Origin of the sequence: Nocardioides mangrovi (assembly GCF_020073815.1) — a bacterium.
GTDB classification, from domain to species: domain Bacteria; phylum Actinomycetota; class Actinomycetes; order Propionibacteriales; family Nocardioidaceae; genus Nocardioides; species Nocardioides mangrovi.
Genome location: NZ_JAIQZJ010000003.1, coordinates 122,071 through 142,945, shown reverse-complemented (window position 1 = coordinate 142,945; position 20,875 = coordinate 122,071). Strand labels below are relative to the sequence as shown.

Annotated in this window: 19 protein-coding genes; 12 read left to right on the top strand and 7 right to left on the bottom strand. The window is 73.0% G+C overall.

The window, feature by feature from the left end:
* Nucleotides 1-3 precede the first annotated feature (3 nt).
* The 4 genes from K8U61_RS07365 to K8U61_RS07350 form a co-directional block, all read right to left on the bottom strand.
* On the bottom strand, nucleotides 4-1,458 hold the full coding sequence (locus K8U61_RS07365) for a M1 family metallopeptidase (protein ID WP_224122349.1): 1,455 nt from the start codon (nucleotides 1,456-1,458) through the stop codon (nucleotides 4-6).
* A complete protein-coding gene (locus K8U61_RS07360; RefSeq protein ID WP_308043117.1) occupies nucleotides 1,455-2,027 on the bottom strand; it encodes an RNA polymerase sigma factor in 573 nt (190 codons plus the stop codon). Before K8U61_RS07360 ends, K8U61_RS07365 begins: the two co-directional genes overlap by 4 nt.
* Before the next feature lie 77 nt (nucleotides 2,028-2,104).
* Nucleotides 2,105-2,917 carry an ABC transporter permease gene (locus K8U61_RS07355; RefSeq protein WP_224122348.1) on the bottom strand — a complete coding sequence of 271 codons (813 nt, stop codon included), beginning with the start codon at nucleotides 2,915-2,917 and terminating at the stop codon, nucleotides 2,105-2,107.
* On the bottom strand, nucleotides 2,914-3,822 hold the full coding sequence (locus K8U61_RS07350; RefSeq protein WP_224122347.1) for an ABC transporter ATP-binding protein: 909 nt from the start codon (nucleotides 3,820-3,822) through the stop codon (nucleotides 2,914-2,916). Before K8U61_RS07350 ends, K8U61_RS07355 begins: the two co-directional genes overlap by 4 nt.
* Before the next feature lie 145 nt (nucleotides 3,823-3,967).
* On the opposite strand from K8U61_RS07350, the gene K8U61_RS07345 reads away from it, so the two are divergent.
* Nucleotides 3,968-5,416 (top strand): serine/threonine-protein kinase, encoded by a 1,449-nt coding sequence (locus K8U61_RS07345; RefSeq protein WP_224122346.1) that lies wholly within the window; start codon nucleotides 3,968-3,970, stop codon nucleotides 5,414-5,416.
* Here K8U61_RS07345 and K8U61_RS07340 read toward each other — a convergent pair whose 3' ends face one another.
* Nucleotides 5,417-6,064, bottom strand: a complete 648-nt coding sequence (locus tag K8U61_RS07340; RefSeq protein WP_224122345.1) for a hypothetical protein — start codon at nucleotides 6,062-6,064, stop codon at nucleotides 5,417-5,419. It abuts the gene before it with no gap.
* An 89-nt stretch (nucleotides 6,065-6,153) separates the two neighbouring features.
* Here K8U61_RS07340 and paaN point away from each other — a divergent pair, with 89 nt between their 5' ends.
* A complete protein-coding gene (paaN, locus tag K8U61_RS07335) occupies nucleotides 6,154-7,842 on the top strand; it encodes a phenylacetic acid degradation protein PaaN (protein WP_224122344.1) in 1,689 nt (562 codons plus the stop codon).
* A gap of 26 nt (nucleotides 7,843-7,868) precedes the next feature.
* Entirely contained in the window at nucleotides 7,869-9,386 is a 1,518-nt protein-coding gene (locus tag K8U61_RS07330) for an amidohydrolase (RefSeq protein WP_224122343.1), read from the top strand.
* Here the strand turns inward: K8U61_RS07330 and K8U61_RS07325 are convergent.
* Nucleotides 9,379-10,377: a DUF389 domain-containing protein gene (locus K8U61_RS07325; RefSeq protein ID WP_224122342.1), complete on the bottom strand. Its 999-nt coding sequence runs from the start codon at nucleotides 10,375-10,377 to the stop codon at nucleotides 9,379-9,381. The two genes, K8U61_RS07330 and K8U61_RS07325, sit on opposite strands and share 8 nt — an antisense overlap.
* A 29-nt stretch (nucleotides 10,378-10,406) precedes the next feature.
* Entirely contained in the window at nucleotides 10,407-11,306 is a 900-nt protein-coding gene (locus tag K8U61_RS07320) for an SGNH/GDSL hydrolase family protein (protein WP_224122341.1), read from the bottom strand.
* 39 nt (nucleotides 11,307-11,345) lie between these two features.
* On the opposite strand from K8U61_RS07320, the gene K8U61_RS07315 reads away from it, so the two are divergent.
* From K8U61_RS07315 to K8U61_RS07275, 9 genes are all read left to right on the top strand, one after another.
* Nucleotides 11,346-12,314: a cation diffusion facilitator family transporter gene (locus K8U61_RS07315; RefSeq protein ID WP_224122340.1), complete on the top strand. Its 969-nt coding sequence runs from the start codon at nucleotides 11,346-11,348 to the stop codon at nucleotides 12,312-12,314.
* A 128-nt stretch (nucleotides 12,315-12,442) separates the two neighbouring features.
* Nucleotides 12,443-13,570, top strand: a complete 1,128-nt coding sequence (locus tag K8U61_RS07310; protein ID WP_224122339.1) for an ROK family transcriptional regulator — start codon at nucleotides 12,443-12,445, stop codon at nucleotides 13,568-13,570.
* Nucleotides 13,571-13,671: 101 nt separating this feature from the next.
* Nucleotides 13,672-14,967 carry an extracellular solute-binding protein gene (locus K8U61_RS07305; protein ID WP_224122338.1) on the top strand — a complete coding sequence of 432 codons (1,296 nt, stop codon included), beginning with the start codon at nucleotides 13,672-13,674 and terminating at the stop codon, nucleotides 14,965-14,967.
* A gap of 93 nt (nucleotides 14,968-15,060) precedes the next feature.
* Entirely contained in the window at nucleotides 15,061-15,969 is a 909-nt protein-coding gene (locus tag K8U61_RS07300) for a carbohydrate ABC transporter permease (protein WP_308043115.1), read from the top strand.
* Between the two features lie 4 nt (nucleotides 15,970-15,973).
* Entirely contained in the window at nucleotides 15,974-16,813 is an 840-nt protein-coding gene (locus tag K8U61_RS07295; protein WP_224122337.1) for a carbohydrate ABC transporter permease, read from the top strand.
* Nucleotides 16,810-18,243: a glycoside hydrolase family 3 protein gene (locus tag K8U61_RS07290; RefSeq protein WP_224122336.1), complete on the top strand. Its 1,434-nt coding sequence runs from the start codon at nucleotides 16,810-16,812 to the stop codon at nucleotides 18,241-18,243. The genes K8U61_RS07295 and K8U61_RS07290 overlap by 4 nt, the downstream gene beginning before the upstream one ends.
* A complete protein-coding gene (locus K8U61_RS07285) occupies nucleotides 18,231-19,130 on the top strand; it encodes an ROK family protein (protein WP_224122335.1) in 900 nt (299 codons plus the stop codon). The genes K8U61_RS07290 and K8U61_RS07285 overlap by 13 nt, the downstream gene beginning before the upstream one ends.
* Nucleotides 19,127-20,059, top strand: coding sequence for an N-acetylglucosamine-6-phosphate deacetylase (locus K8U61_RS07280; protein ID WP_224122334.1), 933 nt, complete (start codon nucleotides 19,127-19,129; stop codon nucleotides 20,057-20,059). Before K8U61_RS07285 ends, K8U61_RS07280 begins: the two co-directional genes overlap by 4 nt.
* Nucleotides 20,059-20,835: a glucosamine-6-phosphate deaminase gene (locus K8U61_RS07275; RefSeq protein ID WP_224122333.1), complete on the top strand. Its 777-nt coding sequence runs from the start codon at nucleotides 20,059-20,061 to the stop codon at nucleotides 20,833-20,835. Before K8U61_RS07280 ends, K8U61_RS07275 begins: the two co-directional genes overlap by 1 nt.
* Nucleotides 20,836-20,875: the final 40 nt, after the last annotated feature.

Sequence of the window (20,875 nt, the reverse complement as noted above, 5' to 3'; positions counted from 1 at the left end):
GGATCAGCCGACAGCAGATGCGGACGCGTCCGACCCCGGGGTGGTCTCGCCCAGCAGCCAGTCGTGGAAGAAGCCGGACAGGTCCTCGCCGGTCTGCTTCGACCACCACGCCGTGATGTCGTCGTAGCCCGCATTGCCGTAGGCGTGCGTCACCGGCCACGCGCGGACCAGCCGCCAGAACTCGTCGTCGCCCACCCGCTGGCGCAGCGCGTCCCACATCCGTGCGGGGATCGTGTAGACGTTGGTGGCGCCGAAGGAGTCGGGGTCGTAGTCGGCCGGCGGCCCGGCGTCGTCCCGCAGGTCCTGGTCGTCCGACGCCCACTGGGCGAGGGTGCTGCGCAGCACGTCCGGGTCGTCGTGCGCGGCCCAGACGGCCTGGAGGTACATCGCCATGCCCTCGTTCATCCACACGTCGCGCCAGTCGGTGGGCGTGACCAGGTCGCCGTACCACTGGTGCGCGATCTCGTGCACCAGCACGTCCGGCGAGGTGGCGTAGGCCGTGTCGCCGAGCGTGATCATCGTCTGGGTCTCCATGCCGCTGCGCGAGTCGACCACGAGGATGCCGAGGCTGCTGAAGGGGAAGGGGCCGAGGCGGTCCTCGAGCCACGCGAGCGCGTCCGGCGTCTCCCGCAACCGGTCGACGAGTCCGGGCCGGCCGGCCGGCGTCCAGTAGGTCAGCGGGACGCCGGACTCCGAGCGGTCCTCGGTCTCCCGCAGGTCGCCGATCGCGACCGTCACGAGGTACGACGACATCGGCGCGGCGGCGTCCCAGGAGGTCGTGGTCTCGCCGTGCTTCGTCGTGCGCAGGCCCAGCGAGCCGTTGGCCACGCCGACCATCGGGCGGGGCGCGGTGATCTCGATCTGGTAGCGGGCCTTGTCGGAGGGCTGGTCGTTGACGGCGTACCAGGTGAACGCGCCGTACGGCTCCTGCATCGTCCACACCTCGCCGTCGGCGGTGGTCGTCCAGCCGAGGCCGTCGATGTCGCTGCGCTGCGTCGGCGCGTCGGCGGGCCGAGGGCGGCCGGCGTAGGTCAGCGCGAGCCGGTAGGACTGCCCGCCCCGGACGCGCTGGCGGACGACGAGGTCCGTGCCGTCGTGGGCGACCTCGACGGGCCTGCCGTCGAGCCGGGCGCGCTCGACGGTGAGCGGCTCGCCGAGCGCCAGGTGGACGACGGGTGCGTCGTCGGTGGCGCGGAAGTCCAGCACCTCCCGGGCGCGCAGGGTCCGCGTGGTCGGCGACCAGTCGAGGTGGAGCGCGTAGGTGAGGGCGTCCACGACCGGGTCGCCGTACTCCGGGTAGACGCGGTCCTCGACCGGCACGCTGCGGGAGTCCAGGGGCGTCGGGTCGGGGATGGTGGCGGAGCCGGACGGCGTCGGGGTGGGCTCGGCGCTCTCGCTCCCGGTGCAGCCGGTGACGAGGACGCCGAGCGCCAGGATCAGCGCGAGGGTGGCCCTCACTCGCCGCCTCTGAGCAGGGGACGGGCGAGCTTGCGGCCGTGGTGGATCTGCGCCTTGACGGTGCCGAGCGGCACTCCGAGCAGGGTGGCGATCTCGTCGTACGAGAGGCCGTAGACGTCGCGCAGCAGCAGCGGCTCGACGAACTGCGGGTGGTCCTTCTCGATGGTCTCCATCGCCTCGAGGAGGTCGAGGCGGGTGCCGGCGATGACGCTGGTGGTGCGCGGGTCGGGCCGGTCCAGGCCGAAGCTCTCCTGCGGGTCCTGCGGGGTGGCCTGGTTCTTCAGGCGGCGGTACGTCGTGCGGGCGCTGTTGACGGCGACGACGTGCAGCCAGGTGGTGAAGCGGCCCCGGCCGTTCCAGCTGCCGATCTTGCGGGCGACGTTGAGCAGCGCCTCCTGGCAGGCGTCCTCCGCGTCGGCGAGGTGCGGCAGCACCCCGCGGCACACGTTCAGCGTGCGGGGACGCACCGCGGCGAGCAGTGCCTCCATCGCGTCGGTGTCCCCGCCCTGGGCGCGGCGCGCGAGGTCGTCGATCTCGTCGGCGGTCAGCGCGTCTGCGGTCATGACCATGTCCCTTCCCCTCTCGTCAGCAAACTAGACGACTAGTTCGGACGAGAGGAGAAGGGACTCGGTTCCGGAGATACCTGTCACTTCACCTCGGACCGGAGCACCATCCGGAGCCCGACGACGAGCGGGATGACGAGCCAGACCAGCGTGGTCACGCCGAGCTGGGCCCACTGGTCGCCGGACATCGAGCCGTTGAAGAGGTTGCCCTGCGCGAAGTTGAAGTCGACCCACGGCTGGGCCTTCTCGAACCACTCCTGGCTCTGGGCGAGCAGGAAGGTCAGCGGCGGGAGCGCGAAGCCGTAGACGAAGTAGCCCACGATCGCGCCCGCGGAGTTGCGCAGCAGGACGCCGAGCATGAAGCCGACCAGCATGCCGAGCACGTTGCCGAGCACGATGTAGGACAGCTCGGTCGCGCTGACGTTCCAGATGGTGTCGGTGCCGGTGATGGCGGTGCCGACCACGTTGCCGACCGCGCCGATCGCGGCGGCGAGCAGCATCGAGACGACGCCGACGCCGATGGTGACGGCCAGCTTGGCGCCGATCACCCGGCTGCGGTGGGGCACGAGCGTGAACGACGTCAGGCCGGTGCGCTGGCTCCACTCGCTGGTCACCGACAGCGCGGCGATGATCGGCAGGATGACGGCCATCGGGAAGCCGATCGCGGTCGCGAACGCCTCGTAGTCGAGCTCGCTGTCCGGCGCGAAGAGGATCGTCGCGCCGGTCGCGACCACGGACAGGATGGCGATGCTCGCCATCAGCCAGAAGCCCGACCGGGTGTCGAACGACTTGCGCAGCTCGACGGCGAGGATCCGCGTGGTCGGGATCCGGGCGGGGGTGGGTCGCGCGGTCCGGACGACCTGGGGGTCGACGGTGTCGACGGTGGTGGCGGTCATGCCGCTGCTCCTTCTCGGATCGATTCACGCTGGGTCTCGGAGGTGAGCTCGAGGAACATCTCCTCGAGGCCGGCGCCGTCGGCGGCGCGCAGCTCGGTGAGGGCCACGCCGGCGGCGAGCGCCAGGTCCCCGACGACGTCGGGATCGGCGTCGACGCGCAGCGCGTCGGTGGTCTGGCTGAACTCCAGGTCGGCGTCGACGAGGGCGCGCGCGAGCGTCGGGACGTCGCGGGTGCGCACCAGCGTGCCGGCGGCGGCGAGCAGCTCGGCCTTCGTGCCCTGGGCGACGATCCGGCCCTGGCCGATGACGACGAGGTCGTCGGCGATGACCTCGATCTCGTGCAGCAGGTGGCTGGAGAGCAGCACGGTGCCGCCCTGGTCGGCGTACCCGCGGAGCAGGTCGCGCATCCACCGGATGCCGGCCGGGTCGAGCCCGTTGGCGGGCTCGTCGAGGATGAGGACCTCGGGGTCGCCGAGCAGCGCGGTCGCGATGCCGAGCCGCTGGCGCATGCCGAGGGAGTAGTTGCGGACCCGTCGGCCGGCCTCGGACGGGGTCAGGCTGACCCGGTCCAGCATCTCGTCGACGCGCCGGGCCGGGAGGCCCATGGTGCGCTGCGCGATGGTGAGGATCTCGCGGCCGGTGCGCCCGGCGTGCTGGGCGGAGGCGTCGAGGAGGACGCCGACCTCGAGACCGGGGTTGGGGAGGTCGGCGAAGCGGCGCCCGCTGACCTCGGCGATGCCGGAGCTGGCCGGCGTGAGGCCGACCATGATCCGCATCGTGGTGGACTTGCCCGCACCGTTGGGGCCGAGGAAGCCGGTGACCCGGCCCGCCCGAGCGGTGAAGGTGACGTCGTCGACGGCGGTGAAGCCGCCGTAGCGCTTGGTGAGGGACTCGACCTTGATCATGGGTCAACCCTCGTGGCGCGGGCTGCGGTCCCACATCGGGGAACGACGGCGGCCCGTCCCTGAGCGTCCCTGAGCCGACCCCGACACGCCTCGGGGTGCGACCTCGGGGGTCCGGCCGCCGTCCCCCGATAATGGCGCGGTGCCCATGCCTGCCCGTCTCGGTCGCTACGCCGTGCGCCGACGCCTCGGCGCGGGCGCCTTCGCGACGGTCTGGCTCGCCTACGACGAGCAGCTCGACTCGCCGGTCGCGGTCAAGGTGCTGGCCGACAACTGGACCGAGGACCAGGCGGTGCGGCAGCGCTTCCTCGAGGAGGGGCGCTTCCTCCGCAAGGTCGAGTCGCCGTACGTCGTCACCGTCTACGACGCCGGCGAGATCGACGACGGCCGCCCCTACCTGGTGATGTCGTACGCCGACCAGGGCACCCTCGCCGATCGCCTCGAGATCGACGGGCTCACCCCCGGCCAGGCGCTCGAGGTGGTCCGCCAGGTCGGCGCCGGGCTGCAGACGCTGCACGAGCGCGGGGTGCTGCACCGCGACCTCAAGCCCGCCAACGTGCTCTTCCGCGCCGTCGACGGCGAGGTGCGGGCGATGGTCGCCGACCTCGGCCTCGGCAAGTCGATGGAGGTCTCGTCGCGGCTGACCGTGATCGCCGGCACGCCGTCCTTCGTCTCGCCGGAGCAGGCGCAGGGAGAGCCGCTCGACCCGCGCTCGGACCTCTACTCCCTGGCCGCGCTCACCTACCTGCTCCTGGCCGGTCGCGCCGCGTTCTCGCACGCGACGCTGTCGGCGGCCGCCAGGCCCGGGTCGCCGCCGGCGCTGTCGTCGCCGGACCGGCCCTACCCCGACGAGGTCGGCGCCGTCGTGGCGCGGGGGCTGGCCGTCGAGCGCGACGAGCGCTGGCCCGACGTGGCGTCGTACGTCGCGGCGCTCACGTCCGCCCTCGCCCCCGTCACCTCGGGCGCGGCCTCCCAGCTCCCGCTCGACCCGCACCTGACCCAGACCGGCGCGCCGCCGTCGATGCTCGCCGACGACGCCTCGCTCCCGCCGCCGCGGCTGCCGCGACGTCGGCGGTGGCTCCGGCGGGTGGTCGGTGGCGTCGTCGCGCTGGCCGTCATCGCCGGCGGGGCCGTGCTCGGCTACCGGATCGGTCACGAGGAGCCCACGGAGGCGACGGTCACCGACACCTCCGGCTACCTCACGGTGACGGTCCCGTCGTCGTGGGACCACGCGGTCGCCGACGACGGGTGGCGCCCGAAGGGCAGCGACACCGACCAGCCCGCCCTCTCCGTCGGCACCTCCGGTGACTGGTCGACCGACCCGGACGGTCAGGGCGTCTTCGTCGGCATCCTGCCCGGCACCGAGCTGCCCGACCACGTGCCGGGCCACCCCGAGTGCGCGACGTCGCAGGACCCGATCGAGGCCACCGACTCCCTCACGGTGACCTTCACCGGGTGCGGGGACACCGACGCCGTGGTCGTCGAGCGGGTCGTGCAGCTGACCGAGAACCGCCTGCTGTGGGTGCAGGTCCGCAGCGCCAGCACCGCCGTCGCCAACCGGGTCCTCGACGACGTCGAGACCCACGGCTTCGGCTGATCAGCCGACGGTCGTCTGCGAGGCCGCCATCATCCGGCCGAAGAGGTCGGCGAGCCCGTCCCGGTCGGACGCCCGCCCCACGACCGCGATCCACCAGGTGGCGACCTCGCCGCGGGGCAGGTAGCCCTCGAAGGCCACCCGGAGGTGGTCCTCGGACACGTAGTGGCTGACGAAGCGGTCGGGCTCCTGCCGCTCCAGCACGAAGTCGTCGACGTCGGAGGCGATCCGGAGCGCGTTGATGCGCGCGTTGACGGCGGCCGGCACGGTCGCGTTGTTGACGCCCACCTGGCTGACTCGGACGAAGTAGATGTTCTTCGTCGCGTCGAGGGCCGGGAACCACTTCCACACCCCTGGCTGCGAGTTGACGCGCGCCCATCCGCGGGGCACCTGGATCCGGGCCTGGAACGGCGCCGTGCCCAGGACGGTCGGCCGCAGCTTCACCCCCGGCTGGAGAGCCGGGTAGTCGTCGTCCGGGACCACCTTGGCCGGCGTGACCGGGTAGCTGGGACGCACGGCCGGCACGGGCCCGGCGGAGAACGACGCGGGGGTCGGCAGGTCGTCCTGCCCCTGGCGGTAGCCGACCAGGCCGGCGACGACCGCGAGCACCACGACGAGCGCGCACACGAGCCCCATCCAGCGCACCCTCACGGGCCCGAGGTTAGTCGGCGCGTCATTCGCCAGCCGACCCGGTTTCCGTGTGTCACAGTGTGCTCGCCTGACAACACTCGGGAGGGCACGTGGGTCACGATCGCGGCTCCGGCTGGTTCGACCGGCACCGTGCGCGTCTGGACGGCGCCGTCGAGGCGGCCGCCCTGCGCACGCACTTCTCCGTGTTCGACGAGCCCGCCGCTCCTCCCGACGCGGAGTCCGCCGGGTCGCCCCCGGCCGACCCGATGGCCGCCGGACGACGGGCGTTCGAGGCCTGGCTCGGCACGACGTTCCCGATCGCCACGCCGGGCGCCGAGGGCACCATCGCGCCCGAGCGGTCGCCGTACGGCTACGACCTCCGGGTCGCCTACCCGAGGGTGGTCGACGTCGACGCCCTGGTCGCCGCGGCCGGCCGCCGTCGGCGGCCCTGGCGCGACGCCGGGCCCGACGCCCGCGTGGGCGTCTGCCTGGAGATCCTCGACCGCCTCGATGCGCGTGCCTTCGAGCTCGCGCACGCGCTCCAGCACACGTGCGGGATGCCGATCGGGCTGGCGTACGCCGCCGGCGTCACCAACGCGCTCGACCGGTCGCTGGAGACGCTCGCCTGGTCGTGGAGCGTGATGACCTCGGTCGCCGGGTCGGCCCGGTGGGAGCGGCCCGGGTGGACGCCGATGGACAAGACCTACACGGTGATCCCGCGCGGGCTGTCGTTGTTGATCGGCTGCGACACCTTCCCGACCTGGAGCGACTGGCCGGCGCTCTTCGCCTCGCTGGCTGCCGGCAACCCGGTGATCGTGCACCCGCACCCGCGGACGGTGCTGCCCTTCGCGATCACCGTCCAGGTCTGCCAGGAGGTGCTGGCCGAGGCCGGCTTCGACCCGACCCTGGTGACCCTCGCCGTGGCCGAGCCAGGGGACCCGCTGCGGCAGTCGCTCGCGGTCCGGCCCGAGGTGGCGATCGTCGACTACACCGGCAACGCCGACTTCTGCCAGTGGCTCGAGCGGCGGGCCGGCCAGGCGAGGCTCTTCACCGAGACACCCGGGGTCAACTGCGTGGTGATCGACTCGACCCCGGACTTCGAGGCGATGTGTGACAACCTCGCGCTCTCGCTCGCGATCTTCTCCGGGCAGATGATCACCGCGCCGCACAACATCCTCGTCCCGCGCGGCGGCATCGAGACCGACGAGGGCACCAAGACGCCGGCCGAGGTCGCCGCCGGGATCGGCGCCGCGCTCGACCGGCTGCTGGCCGACGAGCGCCAGGCGGTCGAGCTGATCGGGGTCCTGGCCGGCGAGGAAGCCGGTGCGTCCGTGGACCAGGCCATGGCGCGACCCTCCCTCGGCTCCGTCCTGGTCCCGAGCCGCCCGCTCAAGCACCCCGACCACCCCGGCGCCGTGCTGCGGACGCCGCTGGTGCTCGGGCGTTCGTCGGTCGACGCCGAGATCTACCCCGGGGACACCCTCGGCCCCGTCACCTTCCTCATCGAGACCGCGGACACCGAGGAGTCGATCGCGCTGCTCTACCTGACCGCCGACCGCCACGGCGCCGTGGCGGCCTCGGTCTACTCGACCTCGGAGGACGTCGTCGCCGAGGTCCGATCGGTCGCGCTCGACCACGGCATCATGCTCTCGGAGAACCTGCACGCGGAGGTGGTCCTCAACGCAGCGTGGGCGTTCTCGGACTTCCACGGCGGCGGCAGCCCCTCCGGCGCGTCGTACGTCGACGCGTCGTACGTCTCGCCCCGCTTCCGGATGGTGCAGTCCCGGCGTCATGCCTGACCTGCCCCTGCTCTAGCGTCTGGCCCATGCCGAGCCTGCTCCTCCGCAACGCCCGCCTGGTCCCGGTCCAGCCCGGCGACGCCGTCCCGGACGCCCCGGTCGACGTGCTCGTCGAGCGCGGCACGGTGACCGCCGTCGGTGCCGGCCTCGACCGGCCGGCCGGGGTCGAGGAGATCGACGCGGCGGGGCGGTGGGTCGCGCCGGGCCTCTGGGACCAGCACACGCACCTGGCCCAGTGGACCCTGTCCTCGCAGCGGCTCGACCTCGCCCCCGCGCGCTCGCCCGAGGAGGTCACCCGCGCGGTCGCGCAACGGATCGCCGCCGCCCCGGACCTCCCGGTCATCGGCTGGGGCCACCGATCGGCGGGCTGGGACCGCGAGGTCACCGTCTCCGAGCTCGACGCCGTCTCCGGCGACACCGCGGTCGTGCTGATCAGCGGCGACGGCCACCACGCCTGGCTCAACACCACGGCGCTGCTGCACTTCGCGATGCCGGTGCGCGACTCGGTGGTGCGCGAGACCGAGTGGTTCGCGGCCTACCCCCGCCTGGTCACGCTGGTCGGCACCGACGGCACCTCGCCCGAGGCCTACCGCCGGATGCTCGACGTCGCCGCGAGCCAGGGCATCGTCGGCATGGTCGACTTCGAGTTCGGTGCCAGCCGCGACGACTGGGCCGACCGCTGGGCCAACGACTGCGACCTGCTGCGGATCCGGTGGGCGACGTACGTCGACACCCTCGACGACGTGATCGCGGCCGGGCTGCGCACCGGGGACCCGCTCTTCGGCGACCCGCGGCTGACGATGGGGCCGCTGAAGATCATCAGCGACGGGTCGCTCAACACCCGCACCGCCTGGTGCTGCGAGCCCTACGGCGACGCGCACCGCCTGGAGTACCCCGCGGGCCAGCCCAACCTGTCCGGCGTCGAGCTGCGCGAGCAGCTCGCCCGCGCCCACGGCGGTGGCCTGGAGATCGCGACCCACGCGATCGGCGACGCGGCCGTCCAGGAGGCGCTCGCGGCGTACGCCGACACCGGTGCGCGCGGCTCGGTCGAGCACGCGCAGATGGCGCGCCGCGAGGACGTGCGCCGGATGGCGGAGCTCGGGATCCGGGCGAGCGTCCAGCCCGCGCACCTGCTCGACGACCGCGACCTGACCGACAAGATCTGGGGCGAGCGGTCGGAGCGGTGCTTCGCCTTCCGCTGGATGCTCGAGGACGGCGTCGAGCTCGCGCTCGGGTCGGACGCGCCGGTCTCCCAGCTGGACCCCTGGCTGGCGATGGCCGCGGCCGTCCACCGCAGCGCCGACGAGCGGGGCCCCTGGCACGGCGAGCAGGCGCTCACGCCGCGCGAGACCCTGGCCGCCTCGGTCGACGGCCAGCCGACCGTTGGCGTCGGCTCGCTCGGCGACCTGGTGCTGCTCGACCGCGACCCGCTGCTGCGCGACCTCGACGACACGGACACCGCCGCGCTCGGCCAGGCGCTGCGGGAGATGCCGGTGGCCGCCACCGTGGTCGACGGCCGGCTGGTCTTCGACGCGCTCAGCTGACCGGGACCGACCGGGAGCCGCCGGCGACGAGCGTGACCTCGGCCGGCAGGTCGGCGAGCCCGGCGTCGTCGAGCGCGGCGCGCAGGGCGGCGTCGTCCGCCTTGAAGGTGCGGCCGACGGCCGTGATGTGCAGCGTGCCCTGACGCAGCTCGATGTCGGTGACCTCCCACCCCTGGTCGTGCGCCCAGTCGTCGGCGACCGGACGCGCGGCGGCGATGACGAGCTGCTCCTGGACCACCTGCCAGGTGCCCAGCGCGAGCGGCACGACGAGCACGACCATCGAGGCCGCGAGCACCGCGAGGGTCCGTCGACCCAGCGCGCCGACCGGCTCGCCGGCGGCGACCGCCGCGTCCCGCAGGTCCGACCAGAGCAGGACGACGACGCCGGTGCAGATGATCGCGGCCACGTTGGTGCCGAAGAGGAGCAGGGCGCCCAGCGACTCGTCGTACGCGCCGGACTCCGCGGTGAGGCCCACGACCGCGAGCGGCGGCACCAGCGAGATCGCGATGGCGACCCCCGGCAGCGTGTCGGAGACGTCGGAGCGGACCAGCGCGAAGGCGCCGACGCCGCCCGTGGCGAGCGCCGCGAGGAGGTCGATCAGTCCCGGGCTGACCCGGCCCGCGACCTGGGAGTTGGTGGCCGCGACCACGTCGCCCTGGGTGAGCAGCCCGAGGGCGTAGCCGATCACCACGACGGCTGCGCCACCGCCGGCGGTGAGCGCGATGCCGTGCAGGATCTGCCGGCGGTCGGCGAGCACGATCGCGGTCGCGGTCCCGAGGATCGGCGTCATCAGCGGCGCGACGATCATGGCGCCGATGACGGTGGCGGTGGAGTCGGAGACCACGCCCGCCGACGCGATGACCGCGGCGAGGACGAGCAGCACGGCGAAGGCCGAGAGGTTGCGGACCCGGTCGCCGCGCGTGAGGTAGAGCCGTTCGGTGATGCGCGTGACGTCGATCGGCGTCGCTCGCGCCCAGCGTGGCGCCTGCATGGCGCCAGCATGCAGCAACTCGGGGCCGATCAGTCGGAGGCGAGCAGGTGCATCAGCAGGCGGGCGACCTCCTGCTGCTCGATCGCCATCGGGTGGTAGGCCAGCGCGACCTGGGCCGAGGTGACCCGGCCGTTGATCCAGGGCTCCTCGGCGCAGATGTCGTGGTCCTCGCTCGGGGTCCACAGATCGAGGAACTCCACCCCTGCCAGCTGCGCGCCGGCGCCGACCGCGCTCGCCAGGCCGTGGTTGATGCGCCGGGCCAGGTCGTAGTCGCCGGTGGCCAGCGGCAGGTCGTCGCAGCTGCCGGACGCCGGGATGATCTGCGGGTAGCCGACCACGACGATCCGCGCGTCCGGCGCCTTCGCGTGCACGGCCGCGACGACGGCCGCCACGTTGCCGCGGATGTCGACCAGGGCGTCCCGGACCGTCGAGGTGCCGCGGTAGTGGTCGGTGCAGGGGGAGCCGTCGGGGTCGGTGCCGCCGAGCTTCATGCAGCGGCCGAGCGTCCCGGCGAAGAGGGAGTCGTCGTTGCCGCCGAGCCCGATGGTGACCAGGTCGGTGCGGGCCGTGACCGCCTCGAGCTGCGGCGGGACCGATCCCGTGGCGCCGGTCTGCGGCTCGATCACGTTGCGGGTCCGGGCGCCGCTGCAGCTGACGTCGGTCAGCTCGGTGCCCGGCATCGCCGCGGCCAGCAGCGCGGGGTAGTTGCGCTCCGACCGCAGGCAGATGGTGGTGGCGTCGGTCGGCGGCACCAGCGGCGCGGCCGTGTAGGAGTCGCCGATCGCGACGTACTGGTCGTACTGCGTCGGCGCGCCGGTCGGGGAGCCGGTGGTCTCGGCGGGTGCGGGCGCCGGTGCCGGTGAGGCCTCGTCGCTGCACCCGGCGAGGGCTGCGGCCACCAGCAGCAGGGCGGGTACGAGTCGGCGCATGGGGTCGACCGTACGTGTCGAAGTGGGTACGAAGGAGACATGGTGACCAGAGACGCACCGGCCGAGGAGGCCGCCGACGAGACCGGTTCGGAGTCGCTCCTGACGGTGGTGATCGCGCTCGTGGCGAACGGGCTGCTGGCGATCGCCAAGTCGGTCGCGGCGGCGCTGACCGGTTCGGCGGCCATGGTCGCCGAGGCGGCCCACTCGTGGGCGGACACGGGCAACGAGGTCTTCCTGCTGCTCGCCGAGCGCAAGGGCAGCCGCCCCCGCGACGAGGAGCACCCGCGCGGGTACGGCCGCGCGACGTACGCCTGGTCGATGATCGCGGCGTTCGGTCTCTTCAGCGCGGGTGCGGTCGTGTCGGTGTGGCACGGGCTGACCGAGCTGACCGCCGAGACCGAGGAGACGAGCTTCACCGTCAACTACGTGGTCCTGGCCATCGCCTTCGTGCTGGAGGGAACCTCCTTCGTGCAGGCCAGCCGGCAGGTGCACGGTGCCTCGCAGCGATTCGGCATGCACCCCCTGCGCTACGTCGACCGCACCTCCAACCCGACCCTCCGCGCGGTCTTCCTCGAGGACTTCTCGGCCCTGCTCGGCATCCTCATCGCCGCCGCGGGCATCGGCCTGCACCAGCTCACGGGCGACCCGCGCTTCGACGCGCTCGGCTCGATCGCGATCGGCGTTCTGCTCGGCTTCGTCGCGGTCTTCCTGATCCGCCGCAACATGGACTACCTCCTGGGCGAGTCGCCGACCGACGGCACCCGCTCGGTCGTCATCGCCCGGCTGCTCGAGCACCCCCAGATCGAACGGCTGACCTACCTGCACCTGGAGTTCGTCGGCCCGCAGCGGCTCTTCGTCGTGGCGGCGGTCGACCTGGTCGGCGACGACACCGAGGACCACCTCGCCGTCCGCCTGCGAGCGGTGGAGGAGGACATCGAGCACCACCCCCTGGTCGAGGACGCCGTGCTCACGTTGGCCCTCCCCGACCGGCCGGCGCTCACGCCGTAGGGGTTCCCCGACGGAGCTCACGCCTCCCCGGCAAAGGTTCGTCCCGGCAGCGCGAGATCCACCGGGTACCCGGTGAATCTCGGCGAAACACTTGACGAGGAATATGTAAGTGCGCTGAACTAACAAACGTGACGCAGACCTCTCCGGTGGGCCGCCCGCTCCGGCCCCGCGGCAAGCTCCTCCAGGAGGACACCCGCCGCCACCACCGGTCGCTGCTGCTCCAGCAGCTCTTCCGCGAGGGCCCCGCGAGCCGCGCCGACCTCGCCCGGACGACGGGCCTGACCCGCGTGACCGTCTCCGACCTGATGGCCGAGCTGGTCGCCGACGGGCTGGTCGAGGAGCTGGGCGCGCCGGCCGAGAGCCGGGTCGGCAAGCCGCCGACGCTGGTCGGCCTCGCGGCCGACGCGACGCACATCATCGGCATCGACCTCTCCGCGACCGACCGGATGACCGGCGCCGTCATCAACCTCGCCGGCGAGGTGCAGGCCCGACACGAGGTCGAGATCGCCGGCGCCCGCGGTGCCGCCGCCGTCGCTCTGGTCCACCGCCTCGCCACCGAGCTCATCGCGATGACCGACCGCCCCGTCCTCGGCGTCGGCGTCGGCAGCCCCGGCGTCGTCGACGCCGCCGGCACGGTCATCGACGCCCCCAACCTGGAGTGGTCCGAGACCCCGCTCGCCACCTCGCTCGCCGACGACCTCGGGCTCCCCGTCTTCGTCGCGAACGACGCCAACACCGCCGTGCTCGGCGAGCACACGTTCGGCGAGAGCGGCGACGGCGGCCTGATGCTGCTCCGGGTCGGCACCGGTGTCGGTGCGGGCCTCGTCCTCGAGGGCGCCCTCCTCCACGGTCACCTCGGCGCCGCGGGCGAGATCGGCCACGTCGTCGTCGACCCCGACGGCGAGCGCTGCGCCTGCTCGCGCACCGGCTGCCTGGAGACGATCCTCGCCGTACCCCACCTGCGCCGCCGGCTCGAGCAGCACGACAGCGCCGGGGTGCTCACCTCCACCGGCGAGCTGCTCGGCGCCGCGCTCGCGCCGGTCGTCGGCACCCTCAACCTGCACGAGCTGGTCCTGAGTGGCCCGGCAGAGCTGCTGGACGGCCCGCTGCGCGAGGCCGCCGAGCGGACCATCCGCGAGCGGACCATGCCCGTCAGCTCCGACGGCCTCGTCGTGCGGACGTCGAAGCTCGGCGAGGACGTGGTCCTCGTGGGCGCCGCCGTCCTGGTCCTCGCCGGTCAGCTCGGCGTCTCCTGACCCACCCGTCCACCACCGTCCCACCACGTCTCGGAACCACCACCCACATCACCACCCATCACCACCAGAGAAGTCCGTGAGAGAGGAACACTGCGGTGCGCATGAAGAAGACCCTGGCGGGGGCCGCGCTGGCGGCCCTGGCCCTGACCGCGCTGAGTGCGTGCGGCAGCGACAGCAGCGACGGCGACAACGGCTCGTCCGGTGACAGCACCCCCCAGGCCGCCGACATCCGGGTCTGGCTCAACGGCACGGACACCCCGCAGGACGCGCGGGACTGGCTGAAGAAGACCTTCGAGGAGCAGAACCCGGGCTCCACGCTGACCATCGAGCAGCAGGAGTGGGACGGCCTCGTCGAGAAGCTGACGACCGCCCTCTCCAGCGAGTCCGAGACCCCCGACGTGGTCGAGATCGGCAACACCCAGGCCCCGACGTTCACCGGTGCCGGGGCGTTCTCCGACATGACCGACCAGCTCGGCGACCTCGGCGGCGACGACCTCCTCCAGGGCTTCGTGGACGGCGCCACCGTCGACGGCAAGACGTACGCCGTGCCCTACTACGCCGGCTCGAAGTACATCTTCTACCGCAAGGACCTCTTCAAGGCCGCCGGCATCGACGCCGTCCCGACCACCATGGACGAGTTCGTCGACGACGCCATCAAGCTCAAGCAGGCCAACCCGAAGCCGGCCAACTTCTCCGGCTTCTGGTTCCCCGGTCAGGACTGGCGCAACGGCGCCGCGTTCATCTGGGACGCCGGCGGCGACCTCGCCACCGACGACGGCGGCGAGTGGAGCGGCTCCCTGGAGTCCGACGAGTCGATCGCCGGTCTCGAGACCGCGCAGAAGCTCTTCACCGAGGCCTCGGGTGCGCCCAAGGACGGCAACGAGGCCGACCCGTGGACGCCGTGGTGCGCCGGTGAGGTCGGCATGATGTCGACCCCGGGCTGGGTCACCGGCCTGATCAACGACCCGAAGTCCGGCTGCCCCGACACCCTCGGCAAGCAGATCGGCGTCTTCGCGATGCCCGGCTCCGACGGCAGCCCCGCGCCGGTGCTCCTCGGCGGCTCCGACATCGCCATCGCGTCGAAGTCCCAGCACCAGGAGCTGGCCCAGAAGGCGGTCGCCCTGATGCTGAGCGACGACTACCAGACGATCCTGGCGCAGAACGGCCTCACCCCGGCCAAGAACTCCCTCGCCTCGCTCCTCGGTGACGACGAGTACGCCCAGGCCACCATCGCCGCCGCGTCCAACGCCAAGCTCACCCCGGCCGCGCCGGGCTGGGCCAACGTCGAGGGCTCGCGGGTCCTGGAGGACCTCTTCAGCGCGATCGCCCAGGGCGGCGACGTGAGCGAGCTCGCGGCCAAGGCCGACGAGCAGATGGACAGCCAGCTCAACGGCTGATCCGGCTCGACTGCACGACACCACGGCCGGGGCGGTGCGATCCGCCGCCCCGGCCGTGCCATGCCCGAAACTGCCTGAAGGAAGGAGGAGCCGGTGAGCGACACCGCACCCCGCCCGCGTCGTACGGCGCTGCCGTACGTGCTGCTGGTCCCCGCGATCGCCGCGCTGCTCGTGGCGCTCGGCTACCCGCTCCTGCGGCAGGTGGTCCTCTCCTTCCAGGACTTCGGCCTGGCCCAGCAGTTCGGCCGGCCGCCGGAGTGGATCGGCCTCGACAACTACCGGGAGCTGGTCACCGACCCGTACCTGTGGCGGGTCACCCTCCGGTCCCTGGTCTTCTGCCTCGTCAACGCCGTCGCCACGATGGCGGTCGGGGTCGGCCTCGCGCTGCTGATGCGGCACATGGCCAGGTCGGTCCGGATCCTGCTGCAGACCGGCCTCCTGCTCGCGTGGGCGATGCCGGTCGTCGCGTCGCTGACCGTGTGGGAGTGGCTCTTCGACACCCAGTACGGCGTCATCAACTACCTGCTCACGCAGATGGGCTTCGACTTCGAGGGCCACTCCTGGCTGCTGCGACCGCTCTCCTTCTTCTTCGTCGCGACCGTGATCGTGGTGTGGATGAGCGTCCCGTTCGTCGCGTTCACCGTGTACGCCGCGCTCACCCAGGTGCCCGAGGACCTGCTCGAGGCCGCCGAGATCGACGGCGCGAGCGCGTGGTCGCGGCTGCGCCACATCATCCTGCCGAGCGTCCGCCCGGTGCTGCTCGTGGTCGGGCTGCTGCAGATCATCTGGGACCTGCGCGTCTTCAGCCAGATCTACATCCTGCAGAAGGCCGGCGGCAGCACCCACGACACGAACCTGCTCGGTACCTACATCTACCGGCTCGGCATCGGCGGCGGTGAGTTCGGGATGGCCGCCGCGGTCGCGATGTTCATGCTCGTGCTGACCGTCGTGCTGACCTCGCCGTACGTCCGCGCCATGCTCAAGCAAGAAGGGGAGGCCTGACGACATGCCCCGCCCCGCGCGCCGCTCGTTGCGGGTCACCGCCAACGTCCTGGGGGTCCTGGCCTTCCTGGTCGCGGTCTTCCCGGTCTACTGGATGGTCAACAGCTCCTTCCTGGCCCGCAACGAGATCCGCAACCCGGTCCCGACCTGGGTGCCGTTCGGCGGCAGCCTCGACAACTACCGGACCGTCTTCGAGACCGACCAGTTCGTCAACGCGCTGAAGATGAGCCTGATGGTCACGCTGCTGACCGTCTTCGTGGCGCTGCTCTTCGCGTTCGTCGCGTCGGTCGCCGTGTCCCGCTTCCGCTTCCGCGGCCGGATGTCCTTCATCGTCGTGCTGCTGGTCATCCAGATGATCCCCGTCGAGGGACTCTTCATCTCCCAGTACAAGATGCTCGAGGCGATGGACCTGCTCAACACGGTCATCGGCCTCAGCCTGGTCTACGTCGCGCAGGTGCTGCCCTTCACGATCTGGACGCTGCGCGGCTTCGTCACCGGCGTCCCCTACGAGCTGGAGGAGGCCGCGATGATCGACGGCTGCTCCCGCGTGCAGGCGTTCTTCCGGGTCACCTTCCCGCTCCTCGCGCCCGGCCTCGTGGCGACCGGTGTCTTCGGCTTCATCCAGGCCTGGAACGAGTTCACCCTCGCCCTCGTCGTGATGACCCGCGAGGACCACCGGACCCTGCCGCTCTGGCTGACCACCTTCACCGACGTCAACCGCGGCACCGACTGGGGCGGCATCATGGCCGGCTCGACGCTGATCGCGATCCCGGTGATCGTCTTCTTCCTCATCGTCCAGGGCCGCATGGTCTCGGGCCTGACCTCCGGGGCGGTGAAGGGATGACGACCTCCCTCGAGAAGCTCGCGCTCCAGGTGCAGCTGCCGGCCTTCGCGGGCTCCGCGCTGCCGGCGGAGTACGACGAGCTGTTGCGTGAGGGCCTCGGCGGCGTCTGCTACTTCGGCTCCAACACCGCCGACGGGCCGGAGGCCGTCGCCGCGCTCAGCGCCGCGATCCGCGCGGCCAACCCGCGTGCCGTGATCGCGGTCGACGAGGAGGGCGGCGACGTCACCCGGCTGCACGCCGTCGACGGGAGCCCGGTGCTGGGCCCGGCCGCGCTCGGTGCCGCGAACGACCTGGAGCTGACCCGCGCCACCGGCCGCGCGATCGGCGCCGAGCTGGTCGCGACCGGCATCAACCTCGACCTCGGCCCCGTCGCCGACGTCAACACCAACCCCGACAACCCGGTGATCGGCACCCGCAGCTTCGGCTCCGACCCCGACCTGGCCGCGGCCCACGTCGCCGCCTGGACGATGGGGCTGCAGGAGGCCGGCGTCGCCGCGTGCGCCAAGCACTTCCCGGGCCACGGCGACACCGCCGAGGACAGCCACCTCGCGCTGCCCACCATCGACGCCCCGCTCGAGACGCTCGCGGCCCGAGAGCTGGTGCCGTTCGCGGCGGTCGTCGAGGTCGGGATCGCGTCGGTGATGACCTCGCACATCGTCGTACCCGCCGTCGATCCGGAGCTGCCCGGCACGCTGAGCGCGCCGGTCCTGGACCTGCTGCGCGAGCGCCTCGGGTACGACGGCGTGATCGTCAGCGACGCCCTCGACATGGCCGGCGCCTCGGCCGGCCGCGGGATCCCCGAGGCCGCGGTGCTGTCCCTCGCGGCCGGCGCCGACCTGCTCTGCATCGGCCCCGAGAAGCCCGCGTCCCTGGTCCGCGAGACCCAGGCCGCGATCGTGGCTGCCGTCCACGACGGGCGACTCTCACGCGAGCGGCTCGAGTCTGCGGCCGACCGAATCGCGCAATTGCGCCGTTTCGACGCCCAGATGGCCGATCCGACTGCCCCACCAGCGCAATTGCGCCAGTTGGACGAGGCGCAGCTCGCCGGCGCCCGGGCCGCGATCACCATCGAGGGCGAGCTGCCCGATCTGAAGGGCGCGTTCGTCATCAGTGTCGCGACCGCCGCCAACATCGCGGTCGGCGAGGTTCCCTGGGGGTTGCCTCCCGACTTCACGGTCACACCAGGAAGCGGGTTCAGTGCCGCTGGCGTCGGCCCTGTCATCGTGCAGGTGCGCGACGCGCACCGGCGCCCCGAGATCGGCGAGCTCATGGCGCGACTCGTGAGCATCGGGCTCGCGCCGGTCGTCATCGAGTGGGGCTGGCCCGGCCCCTACGACGGACCCGGGCCCCGGATCTGTACACGTGGCTACTCTCGGCCGGGGGCCGCGGCCGTGACCGAGCTCTTGAGGAAGGCGGGGTGGGACCGGTGAGGCTCGGCCTGGACATCGGCGCGACCAAGACCCTCGGGCTCGTGCTCGCCGACGACGGCGTGATCAAGGCCGAGGTGCGCGAGCCCACGGAGCCCGGCGCCGATGGCGTCGTGCGGACCGCGGCGAAGGTCGTCGACGCCCTGCGCGACGCGGTCGACGAGCCGTGGACCGGCCCGGTCGGCGTCGGCGTACCCGGCCTCGTCGACGTCGAGCGCGGCGCGGTGAAGCACGCGGTCAACCTCGGCCTCGACGGCGACTGGGTGCCGCTCGGCGACCTGCTCGGCGACCGGCTCGGCGCGCAGGTCGTGGTCGAGAACGACGTCAACGTCGCCAGCCTCGGCGCCGCCGCGCTCAGCGGCGAGGACGACCTCGTCTACCTCAGCATCGGCACCGGCCTGGCCGCCGGCCTCGTGCTCGACGGCCGGCTGCGCCGCGGTGTCCACGGCGCCGCCGGCGAGATCGGCCACGTGCCCGTCGACCCGATGGGCGTCTACTGCCAGTGCGGCCAGCGCGGCTGCCTGGAGACCGTCGCGTCGGGGTCGGCCATCGCGGCGGCATGGCCGTCGACCGACCTCCCCCCGGCGCAGGCACTCTTCGCGGCCGCCCAGGCCGGCGACGAGAAGGCGATCGCAGTGCGCGACCGCTTCGCCGTCGGCGTCGCCGAGGCGATCCGGGTGCTCAGCCTCGCGGTCGACCCCCGCACCATCGTGGTCGGCGGGGGCGTCGCCCAGCTCGGCGATCAGCTGCGGGCCGTGGTCGCCGCGGCGCTGCTCGACCAGGCCGCGTCCTCGCCGTTCCTCGCCTCGCTCGACCTCGCCGGCCGGCTCCGCGTCGTCCCGGCCGACCGCCCGGTCGCCGCCGTCGGCGCCGCGCTGCTCGGCCGATGACCACCCACCCCGGCCTGGTCGACATCCAGGTCAACGGCGCCGCCGGCATCGACCTGACCGCCGAGCCGCACCGGCTCTGGGAGGTCGCCGCCGCGCTCCCGGCGTACGGCGTCGTCGGGTTCGTGCCGACCGTCATCACCAGCGACCCGGCCGCGCGGGCGACCGCCATGGCCACGCTGGCCGCCGGCCCGCCCGCAGGCTGGTCGGGGGCCGAGCCGCTCGGCCTGCACTTCGAGGGGCCGATGATCGCGCCGTCGCGCAAGGGCGCGCACCCCACGCACTGGCTGCGGCCGGCGTCGCCGGAGCTCGTAGACGGCTGGTCGCGCGAGGCCGGGGTGCTGATGGTGACGATCGCGCCGGAGCTGCGGGGCGCCCTCGAGGTGATCGAGCTGCTGGTCGCCCGTGGCGTCGTCGTCTCGGTCGGCCACACGGCCGCCACCACCGCCGAGATCGCAGCCGCGGTCGACGCAGGCGCGACGTACGTGACCCACCTCGGCAACGCCATGGCCCCGCTCCTGCCCCGCGAGCCAGGTCCCGTCGGTGCCGCGCTCGGCGGGGACCTGCGGGCCGGGCTGATCGTCGACGGCCACCACCTCGACCCGCTCTTCGTGCGGACCGCCTGGCGCGCCCTCGGCCCGGACCGCTTCGTGTCGGTCTCGGACACCACCGCCGCGCTCGGCCTGCCCGACGGTCCCGCCCGGCTCGGCGACCAGGACGTCGTCGTGTCCGCGGGCACCGTCCGCCTGCACGACGGCACCCTCGCCGGGTCCGCGGCGTCGCTGCTCGACTGCCTGCGGGTGCTGGTCGCGCAGACCGGCTGCTCGGTCGCCGACGCCGTCGCGACCGCCACCACGACCCCGCTCGCGCTGCTCGGCCTGCCGCCGCGCGAGGAGACGATCGAGCTGACCGACGAGATGGAGCTGGCCTGATGGAGGTCGTGATCACCGACGCCGCGGGCGCGCTCGCCGCCGACACGATCGAGGCACTGGTCCGCGCCCGACCGGACGCCGTGCTCGGTCTCGCGACCGGCTCGAGCCCGCTCCCGATCTACCAGGAGCTGATCGCGCGGCACCGCGCCGGCACCGGTCCGTCGTACGACGCGGTGCGCTGCTTCACCCTCGACGAGTACGTCGGCCTGCCGGCCGGTCACCCGGAGAGCTACCGCGAGACGATCCTGCGCGAGCTCACCGACGACCTCGGCATCGCCCGCGAGCGGGTGCAGTCGCCGGACCCGACGCCCGACGGGCTGCCCACGGCCGGGGCCCGCTACGAGGCCGCGATCGAGGCCGCCGGCGGCGTCGACCTCCAGGTGCTCGGCATCGGCAGCGACGGCCACCTGGCCTTCAACGAGCCCGGCTCGTCGCTGGCCTCGGCGACCCGGATGAAGACGCTCACCGCCCAGACCCGCGAGGACAACGCGCGCTTCTTCGACTCCGTCGACGACGTCCCGCACCACGTGCTCACCCAGGGCCTCGGCACGATCCTGCGCGCCGGCCACCTCGTGATGATCGCCTCGGGCCCCGGCAAGGCGGCCGCCGTCGCAGCGGCCGTCGAGGGGCCCGTCTCCGCGACCTGCCCGGCGTCGGTGCTCCAGCTCCACCCCCACGCGACCGTCCTGCTCGACGACGCCGCCGCCTCGGGCCTGGCCCGGGCCGACTACTACCGCGAGGTGTTCGCCGCGAAGCCGGAGTGGCAGGGCCTGTAGCTGCTGCAGGATTCACCGGTGCACCGGTGAATCCCTCACT

Excerpts from the sequence above, each read along its gene's own strand:
- K8U61_RS07360 (WP_308043117.1), bottom strand. The coding sequence starts at position 2,027 with ATGGTCATGACCGCAGACGCGCTGACCGCCGACGAGATCGACGACCTC.
- K8U61_RS07355 (WP_224122348.1), bottom strand. The coding sequence starts at position 2,917 with ATGACCGCCACCACCGTCGACACCGTCGACCCCCAGGTCGTCCGGACC.
- K8U61_RS07350 (WP_224122347.1), bottom strand. The coding sequence starts at position 3,822 with ATGATCAAGGTCGAGTCCCTCACCAAGCGCTACGGCGGCTTCACCGCC.
- K8U61_RS07345 (WP_224122346.1), top strand. The coding sequence starts at position 3,968 with ATGCCTGCCCGTCTCGGTCGCTACGCCGTGCGCCGACGCCTCGGCGCG.
- K8U61_RS07330 (WP_224122343.1), top strand. The coding sequence starts at position 7,869 with ATGCCGAGCCTGCTCCTCCGCAACGCCCGCCTGGTCCCGGTCCAGCCC.
- K8U61_RS07325 (WP_224122342.1), bottom strand. The coding sequence starts at position 10,377 with ATGCAGGCGCCACGCTGGGCGCGAGCGACGCCGATCGACGTCACGCGC.
- K8U61_RS07320 (WP_224122341.1), bottom strand. The coding sequence starts at position 11,306 with ATGCGCCGACTCGTACCCGCCCTGCTGCTGGTGGCCGCAGCCCTCGCC.
- K8U61_RS07315 (WP_224122340.1), top strand. The coding sequence starts at position 11,346 with ATGGTGACCAGAGACGCACCGGCCGAGGAGGCCGCCGACGAGACCGGT.
- K8U61_RS07305 (WP_224122338.1), top strand. The coding sequence starts at position 13,672 with ATGAAGAAGACCCTGGCGGGGGCCGCGCTGGCGGCCCTGGCCCTGACC.
- K8U61_RS07295 (WP_224122337.1), top strand. The coding sequence starts at position 15,974 with ATGCCCCGCCCCGCGCGCCGCTCGTTGCGGGTCACCGCCAACGTCCTG.
- K8U61_RS07290 (WP_224122336.1), top strand. The coding sequence starts at position 16,810 with ATGACGACCTCCCTCGAGAAGCTCGCGCTCCAGGTGCAGCTGCCGGCC.
- K8U61_RS07280 (WP_224122334.1), top strand. The coding sequence starts at position 19,127 with ATGACCACCCACCCCGGCCTGGTCGACATCCAGGTCAACGGCGCCGCC.
- K8U61_RS07275 (WP_224122333.1), top strand. The coding sequence starts at position 20,059 with ATGGAGGTCGTGATCACCGACGCCGCGGGCGCGCTCGCCGCCGACACG.